Raw genomic sequence first — 7,058 nt, 5'->3', positions numbered from 1 at the left:
TGGGGTTGTCCTAGCGGAGGGCTTCCAACCCACGCTGAGTATCCAGAGTCATGGTAGAGCAAGAACGTACCTAACGGCCTGTAACTGGAGACCACACATCTCGGCATTGTGCCGAGAGCGACCATTTACAGACAAATTTCTCCCGGTTCGGCAGGGGGTTAGAAATTGAGACAGCGATCGCCCTACCGAGTTCGGCGCTCCGAATTTGGTAGGGAGTCGGAAGTCGAGGCAGCGAGCGATCGCGCTCTGGGATCTTCGGCGTGAGACTACAGCAGGTTTCTTCAAGTCTCCCCTAGAACTGAAGGTTCGCGATCTCACTCCTGATGGGAGAGTTTTTGAGTTCAGCAGGGATTTATTATTGGTACATCAGCTTAATTCCGCCCGCCCTAGTAGACTAGATGTTTTGGAGATCGATGCTCTCCGCATCGCCTTAGGCGTTTCGTGGCAGACCTCCTGACTGGCGATAGAGTGGTTTATCTTAGTTTTCTACGCTTAAATGAGCGATCGCCTTTCCCAATTTCTCTTTATCTCTTTTCACAGCCAACTCCATCACTGTCGCGCTCCAAGCTATGTGGGTCAGGTGGTAAAACCTGGATATGACGATGTAAAAACGGATCGGACACCAGTGCGATCGCCGGTTGAGAAATGTATGTATGACGACTTGGAGGAAAATCCTCTCTCAACGCCAACCGAGGATTGTAGTTTTATTGATAAGAATTCCTGAACCGCTGCCAAGAGTGCGATCGCTAGCCGAGGAATGTATGTGTCTAAGTATCCGCTTGAACACCACTGAGCACTAATTGAATTGCAGCTTCCGTATAACGCTCTATCATCTCCTGACTCAGTAAATCCTCATCTGGCGTGAGATGCTTCACGTTGTCATAAGCATTGGCATAGAACGTACAAATGCCAATAATATTGAGCGTCGTCATGTGAACATCGAGCGGGCGAAAAACACCCGTTTGCATTCCACGTTCTAGAACGCCTGCCAGTTGTGCAATCGGCTCCTGCCAATTAATGACTTTAAAGTACCGTCCTTGATTCTGAATTGCTTCCTGAAACAAAAGCATTCCCCGATTTCGGTTCGTGGTTTCGTACTCAATTGTGGCTTGAAGCAGTGATCTCAACGCTTCATTGGCAGGCAGTGCATCCAGGTTAAGTTGCTCAAACACAGATTGGAGAAACGCAGCCGGACGCTGCAATACGGCTTGATATAGCCCTTCTTTACTCTGGAAGTAGTAATAGATCATCCGAGGCGCGACTCCTGCACGAGTTGCAATGGGGTCAACCCTTGTGCCATGTAACCCGTGTTGAGCAAACTCAATTTCGGCGGCATCGAGAATCTGCTGCTGAGTTGCCTCGGCATCTCGAATCGCTCGCTTCGGCTGCTCTACGGATTGGACTTTACGCGCCATACGCCAGTACGTGGTCTATTGATGTGAGTCTGCCTTGATCCTACTCGGTTTATGAAATAAACGTTCCATTAACGCTTGACAAAAGCAAGAGGTAGCCTTCATGTTTGTGAAATAAACGTTTAATTCATAAACCGATGACACGATTTCTGATGGGCACGATTGCAGCGACCGGGCACGTCAATCCGGCTCTACCCATCGTGCGGCGACTGATTGAGCAGGGGCATGAAGTGTGGTGGTACACCGGGCATGGATTCAAAGAAAAGGTCGAAGCGACGGGTGCGCGTCACGTTTCGATTCAACGCGGGATTGATTTAACGCGATTTGAGACAATTCAAAAAAGTTGGCTGGAACAGCGCGATGCGCTCAAAGGGGTCGCGCAGTTTAAGTTCTACCTCAAACACGGTTTTATTGATGCAGCAGTGACGCAATTACAGGATCTCACTGATATCCTCAATGAATTCCCAGCAGAGATTCTATTGTGTGATGTGTTCTTCCTGGGAATGTCCTGGCTGTACGAAAAAACAGGTTTACCCTGGGCAGCGTTTGGGATGTCTGCTTTACCCTTTATGAGCCACGATACGGCTCCATTTGGCTTAGGAATGCAGCCGAACCCTTCTATGAGCGGACTGCTACGGAATCAGCTACTCAACATCTTCTCTCGTGCTGTATTAATGCGGGATGTCCGTATTCACTTAGATCGGGTTCGGTCTAGTGTTGGCTTAGCTCCCAAAGGGCAAGATTTTTTCACGGCTGCACTTTCACCCTTCCTCTACCTTCAAGGAACAACGCCTTCGTTTGAATATCCGCGTCGTGACTTGCCGCCCCAGGTTCACTTTATTGGCACTTTTCTGCCTCCGGCTCCGCCTAACTTCGTACCGCCCGCTTGGTGGCAGGAGTTGCAGGGTGAACGGCCTGTCGTCCACGTTACTCAAGGAACAGTTGCAACGGAAGCAAGCGATCTCATTGAGCCAACGATTCAAGCCCTTGCAGATGAGGAGGTGTTAATCGTTGCGACGACTGGAAAACAGCCGCTTGACCCTCTTAAGCTTAAAGCAATACCTCAGAATGTACGGATTGAACCGTTTATTCCTCATGCCTGTTTGTTGCCCCATGTGGATGTCATGGTGACAAATGGCGGTTTCAATGGTGTGCAGATTGCTTTGGCAAACGGAGTGCCGATGGTCACAGCCGGACAAACTGAGGAAAAACCAGAGATTTGCGCCAGAGTGCAATGGACTGGAACCGGAATTGATCTCAAAACAAGCACCCCAACACCCGCAGAAATTAAAAGTGCGGTGGAAACAATTCTATCGACTCCAACCTATAAGCAGAATGCCCAACGGTTTCAGCAAGAGATCAGGTCATATGATTCTCCAGCTATTGCAGCATCATTACTCGAAACTCTAGCAAACACAAAACAACCTGTGCTGAGCAAGTAACGGCAATCTCTCAATGAACACACTTTCTCCTGTTGTAAAAAATTTGAAAGGTTTTTGGATTAACGACACTAATGTGTTGATAGCGACAAATGATTTGTTATCTGATAACTGTTATGTTCATTCGTGCTTTTGAAATGTCTGATTGGGAAGACGTATCCGAGCTTTTTCTCCAACCAAAATGTCGGTGGGGAACCTTGCAAATGCCCTACCAATCGCGCGATGAAATCAAAAAGAAATTAGAAAGCCCATCAACAGGGATGTATCGTTTAGTAGCCGTTGTCAACCAGGAACAAAAACAAAAAGTTGTAGGATTGGTTAGTTTGCATACCTTCGGTGGGCGTCGGAATCATGTAGGCGAGCTAGGTATGCTTGTCCATGACGACTACCAAAATCAAAGGATTGGCTCTGCTCTTATGGAATCGGTGATAGACTTAGCTGAAAAGTGGCTTAACCTAAAACGCATCGAGTTGACTGTTTACACTGATAATGCCAACGCCATTCATCTTTACGAAAAGTATGGCTTTGTAATAGAGGGTACATTTCGGAAGTACGCTTTCCGCTCTGGTACTTATGTTGATGCTCATGCAATGGCTAGGATCACTGAATAGCATAAAATAAAACAAAGGAACAGCGAAGTACACTTTCTTTTGTTCAAAGTTTAATAAATATCAGACTCCATCAATTTTCGTGAAGTATAGGCATCCGAGCGCATAAGCTATACATCAAAGGGATAGAAGGTATATCAGAGGGAGAAACCATGCGCCGTCCGGGTAATTCTTCCATTGTGTCAAATAACTTGCAACCATTAGCATAAGAATATTCTTTGAATACTTCTAGATTTAGCTTAGCTTCTAATACTGCTGTAATAATTTCTCCAGTACCCCATTGAAATTCATGAGACGGATAGGGATTACGAAAGTTTTCGATTCCCTTTTCATAAACCCAAGGTGTTAGCCCACCAGCCGATTGTGCTACATAATCGCTGATGCCATCTGACCAAGTTAAGGGTTGACCGTCAGCAAAATAGGGATATTTTAGCGTCCATTGTTCATCAAACATCATGGCAACTGGATGAAATTCAACTACAACTAATCGCCCATTGGGTTTTAATATGGATGCGATACCTTTTGCCCATAAATTAATATTAGATAGCCAACAGACTGCGCCGTAAGAGCAAAATGCTATATCAAAACGTTCGTTCGTGTTTGCTGTTTCTGCTAACCAATCGTAAATATCAGAACGATGGAATGTTGCATAAATGCCAGATTTTTGTGATAGCTTTTGAGCAAAGTCAATTGCTTCATCACTGATATCTACACCAGTTACTTTAGCACCCAGTTGTGCCAAACTTAAGGTGTCCTGACCTGCGTTGCATTGGAGATGAACTAAGGATAAGCCAGCGATGTCACCTAGCAGTTCTTTTTCTTCTGGAAATAGGGTACTGCCACCTGCTTTGAAAAACTTGGCTTGGTCACTTTTATGACTGTTGTGTGCTTTGGTCGCTTCGTTCCAAGATAAGCGGTTCTCTTGGTGTAGTTGGTTTCTATTAGGTACGTCTGCCATGATGTTTGCTTAGATGCTTCTGGGTTACTATTGGGATTGGTCAATATTAAAGATTTTAAGTCATATAAACTTAGCTTCGTTACATAAGCAATCGTAGACTTGTCAATCAGGACAGCCAAAAAAGCCTTAATTTATAGGCTTTTGAGCCTTACCGACCAAAACTTTTCCGTTGCTATAACTAAGCCAATAGTGGGGCAGGTCGGGAAAGTCATCTATGACGACTTGTGCTAAATGATGGCTGATGCAAATAGGCACGCTGTACCTAACGACTGATGGTTCTCTAGGTGGCGGACTTTTAGCAGCCGTTGCGTTCAATGCCCTGGTTGAATCCCTGTTAGAAAAGCCTGATTGTCCCTGTTCTCTCACTGTTCTTTGAGGTGGTAGTCTATCTAACTAAAGCTGCATTGTATACAAAAAGATTCTAGTGATCTGTGAGACAATCGCGTTCCAGAGAACTCTTAAGGTGGCACTGTTTTCGCTGGTGTAGCCTATTTCTAAAAGAGAACAAAGATGAGTACGACCAGGATATTCAACAGTTCTAAATTTTTGCAGCCAACGGACGGGGAGCCTGTTCGTTCAGTCGTTACAGAGTCCAAGGATGCTGTCGTTGTAGCCTGGTACATCAAGCCGGGACAGGAAATCCCCGCGCACATCCATCCTAATGGGCAAGATACTTGGACTGTTTTGACCGGGAAGGGAGAATATTATCTTGATAAAGCAGGCACTACGAAACCGATCGTGGCAGGAGATATAATAGTCGCTCATACTGGATGCGTACATGGAGTATTCAACAACGGTGATGAGCCATTGGTTTTTATTTCAGTCGTGTCGCCAGCCGATGCAGGGTATCAACTTGTCTCGTTAGAAGATTCTTTGGCTTTCCATTCCTAACCATTCAATCCACCAAACTGCATTCGACAGCAGATAATTTTAGGTGGAAGGGGTTCTCAACCCAGTTGCGGTAAACGTAGTTTGCCTCCAAGCGACAATCTCAGAAACAATGCTGATGTCTAATGGGTAAGCGACGGACTCCTAGGAATCTAAGCTTTAAAGTTTTTAGGAAAGGGTTATTGCGATCACCCCAAGTTGCTGTACTTGAATTTTTGATAGGACTGAGTGCAACTGCAATAACCCCTAAAATGTGAAGTGAATACAGTGAGACGACTGTAATTAATTTTCGATGCAGTTTGTACCCTAGCTCTTGTAGCTGGGGTATTTTTTTGCGGATCGCACCCCTGCACTATCAGGTTCCATTGAGGACAAAAAAAACCCTGACCATGATACTAGGGTTTTTTTGTGCGCTAGCAACGTCGCCATATTGCGGGAAGAAGGGAATTGCTAGTTGCTAAAGCCTAAGTTTCAGTAACCTTGTAAAGGTAGGATGCTACAGCTAAATCCCAAGTTGACTGGACAAACTTTATCGGTGAGTGTTTCATTGTTTGGGAGCGAGACTCCAGCCAGATTAGTAAGTGGTGACAAGGGTCTAAGGTCGGCTATTTGATTCTCATCGAGCCAGAGGCTCGTCAGTTTGGTGAGTGTTGATAAGGGCTTGAGGTTGGCTATTTGATTGTTATGGAGGCTAAGCTGAGTCAGGTTAGTTAGAGATGATAAAGGCTTAAGGTCGTTTATTTGATTGTGAGCAAGGTCAAGTAGAGTCAGATTCCTCAGTGAAGACAAGGGCTTAAGGTCGTTTATTTGATTGTTAGCCAGGTCAAGTAGAGTCAGATTCCTCAGTGAAGACAAGGGCTTGAAGTCGTTTATTTGATTCTTATTAAGCCGGAGATGAGTCAGATTCCTCAGTGAAGACAAGGGTTGAAGATTGGCTATTTGATTGTTAGTAAGCAAGAGTTGAGTCAGTTTGGTGAGTATTGACAAGGGCTTGAGGTCGTTTATTTGATTGTTAGCAAGGTTAAGTTCAACCAGGTTTGTCAGAGATAATAAAGGCTTGAGGTTATCTATTTTATTGTTATTAAAATTGAGTCGCATTACCTTGGTCAAAGAAGATAAGGGCCGGAGGTCGTTTATTTGATTGTTAGCAAGGTCAAGTAACGCCAGGTTGGTTAGAGATGATAAAGGCTTGAAGTCGGTTATTTGATTCTTATTGAGCCAGAGTTGAGCCAAGTTGGTAAGTGTGGACAAGGGTCCGATGTCATCTATTTGATTGTTACTAAGGTCAATTAGAGTCAAGTTAGTCAGTCTAGACAAGGGTCCGATGTCATCTATTTGATTGTTATCGAGCCGGAGTTGAGTCAGATTAGTGAATGATGAAAAGGGTCTGAGGTCGGCTATTTGATTGTTAGAGAGCCAAAGCTCGGTGCGAGTTGAAAGAAGTTTGTCAGCGCGCTGACAATTTTGAGTTTTTGCCACTCCCAACAAAATATCAACCGTGTGTTGTGCCTCCAGGCTCAGGTTTTCTTTATTCAAACACCAGTCAGCAAAAGTTTTAGGAGTAGTCTCTGGAAGGGCAACAGTCTCGCCAGGAGAACCGGAAACGAACAGGAAAAGCACTAGAGTAGCGAGAAGTCGGAAGGGCGGAAAAACTTGTGGAATAGTTTGGGAAATGTTCAGTTTCAAATGATTTTTGACCTTCATACATCTATCACCTTAAACAAAATTCTGCTCTGAGCTAAGGCTAACAGGA

Annotated in this window: 7 protein-coding genes and 1 pseudogene; 5 read left to right on the top strand and 3 right to left on the bottom strand. The window is 44.9% G+C overall.

Annotated elements, in window-relative coordinates:
* The first annotated feature begins 496 nt into the window (after nucleotides 1-496).
* Nucleotides 497-724 (top strand): hypothetical protein, encoded by a 228-nt coding sequence (locus NDI34_RS27265; protein WP_190671876.1) that lies wholly within the window; start codon nucleotides 497-499, stop codon nucleotides 722-724.
* Nucleotides 725-767: 43 nt separating this feature from the next.
* Here the strand turns inward: NDI34_RS27265 and NDI34_RS27260 are convergent, their stop codons facing one another.
* Nucleotides 768-1,415: a TetR/AcrR family transcriptional regulator gene (locus NDI34_RS27260; RefSeq protein WP_348234393.1), complete on the bottom strand. Its 648-nt coding sequence runs from the start codon at nucleotides 1,413-1,415 to the stop codon at nucleotides 768-770.
* A 134-nt stretch (nucleotides 1,416-1,549) separates the two neighbouring features.
* Here NDI34_RS27260 and NDI34_RS27255 point away from each other — a divergent pair, with 134 nt between their 5' ends.
* On the top strand, nucleotides 1,550-2,854 hold the full coding sequence (locus tag NDI34_RS27255; protein ID WP_348234392.1) for a nucleotide disphospho-sugar-binding domain-containing protein: 1,305 nt from the start codon (nucleotides 1,550-1,552) through the stop codon (nucleotides 2,852-2,854).
* A 113-nt stretch (nucleotides 2,855-2,967) separates the two neighbouring features.
* Nucleotides 2,968-3,462, top strand: a complete 495-nt coding sequence (locus tag NDI34_RS27250; RefSeq protein ID WP_199305073.1) for a GNAT family N-acetyltransferase — start codon at nucleotides 2,968-2,970, stop codon at nucleotides 3,460-3,462.
* Between the two features lie 70 nt (nucleotides 3,463-3,532).
* On the opposite strand, the gene NDI34_RS27245 is transcribed toward NDI34_RS27250, so the two are convergent.
* Nucleotides 3,533-4,417, bottom strand: coding sequence for a class I SAM-dependent methyltransferase (locus tag NDI34_RS27245; protein ID WP_348234391.1), 885 nt, complete (start codon nucleotides 4,415-4,417; stop codon nucleotides 3,533-3,535).
* 226 nt (nucleotides 4,418-4,643) lie between these two features.
* On the opposite strand from NDI34_RS27245, the pseudogene NDI34_RS27240 reads away from it, so the two are divergent.
* Together NDI34_RS27240 and NDI34_RS27235 are read left to right on the top strand one after the other, a co-directional pair.
* A pseudogene (locus NDI34_RS27240) lies at nucleotides 4,644-4,793 on the top strand (MerR family transcriptional regulator); the annotation flags it as partial.
* Nucleotides 4,794-4,927: 134 nt separating this feature from the next.
* Complete coding sequence (locus NDI34_RS27235; RefSeq protein WP_190690619.1) at nucleotides 4,928-5,308, top strand: cupin domain-containing protein; 381 nt, start codon at nucleotides 4,928-4,930, stop codon at nucleotides 5,306-5,308.
* Between the two features lie 468 nt (nucleotides 5,309-5,776).
* Here NDI34_RS27235 and NDI34_RS27230 read toward each other — a convergent pair whose 3' ends face one another.
* Complete coding sequence (locus tag NDI34_RS27230; RefSeq protein WP_348234390.1) at nucleotides 5,777-7,009, bottom strand: leucine-rich repeat domain-containing protein; 1,233 nt, start codon at nucleotides 7,007-7,009, stop codon at nucleotides 5,777-5,779.
* Nucleotides 7,010-7,058 lie beyond the last annotated feature (49 nt).

It is taken from the genome of Trichocoleus sp. DQ-U1 (assembly GCF_039961925.1).
Lineage (GTDB): Bacteria > Cyanobacteriota > Cyanobacteriia > Cyanobacteriales > FACHB-T130 > FACHB-T130.
Note: the sequence above shows the minus strand (reverse complement) of the source record. Positions and strands in the feature narration are given on the sequence as shown.

What these genes read in the sequence shown, in the direction of transcription:
- NDI34_RS27250 (WP_199305073.1), top strand. Translation starts at nt 2,968, where the DNA reads ATGTTCATTCGTGCTTTTGAAATGTCTGATTGGGAAGACGTATCCGAG.
- NDI34_RS27265 (WP_190671876.1), top strand. Translation starts at nt 497, where the DNA reads ATGAGCGATCGCCTTTCCCAATTTCTCTTTATCTCTTTTCACAGCCAA.
- NDI34_RS27255 (WP_348234392.1), top strand. Translation starts at nt 1,550, where the DNA reads ATGACACGATTTCTGATGGGCACGATTGCAGCGACCGGGCACGTCAAT.
- NDI34_RS27235 (WP_190690619.1), top strand. Translation starts at nt 4,928, where the DNA reads ATGAGTACGACCAGGATATTCAACAGTTCTAAATTTTTGCAGCCAACG.
- NDI34_RS27230 (WP_348234390.1), bottom strand. Translation starts at nt 7,009, where the DNA reads ATGAAGGTCAAAAATCATTTGAAACTGAACATTTCCCAAACTATTCCA.
- NDI34_RS27260 (WP_348234393.1), bottom strand. Translation starts at nt 1,415, where the DNA reads ATGGCGCGTAAAGTCCAATCCGTAGAGCAGCCGAAGCGAGCGATTCGA.
- NDI34_RS27245 (WP_348234391.1), bottom strand. Translation starts at nt 4,417, where the DNA reads ATGGCAGACGTACCTAATAGAAACCAACTACACCAAGAGAACCGCTTA.